This is a genomic window from Tritonibacter sp. SIMBA_163, from assembly GCF_046535935.1.
In the GTDB taxonomy this organism is placed as follows: domain Bacteria; phylum Pseudomonadota; class Alphaproteobacteria; order Rhodobacterales; family Rhodobacteraceae; genus Epibacterium; species Epibacterium scottomollicae.
Genome location: NZ_JAWJBP010001304.1, coordinates 1 through 236 on the forward strand (window position 1 = coordinate 1; position 236 = coordinate 236).

General features: G+C 64.0%; 1 pseudogene. It reads right to left on the reverse strand.

Annotated elements, in window-relative coordinates:
• A pseudogene (locus R0J92_RS26520) lies at window positions 1-236 on the reverse strand (glycosyltransferase family 2 protein); the annotation flags it as partial.

Below are 236 nucleotides of genomic sequence, written 5' to 3' on the forward strand. Positions count from 1 at the left end.
CCAGACCTTCGATACCGCAGCGCACGATAGCTTTCCCCTGCGCATGGCCGACCACGCCCTCCCGCCGTGGACCAAACAGATGCGCGTCTTCGCCGTAAACCGCGTGACGCACAGCGCGCTCCATCGGCAGACGGAAATGCGTGAGCCCCGCCTCATCCTGCGCCATGATCCGTTCGGCGGTCTTTACCCGAAGCGACTTCTTGTCGATTGGACCGCCTGCAAGCACGTCCGCAACG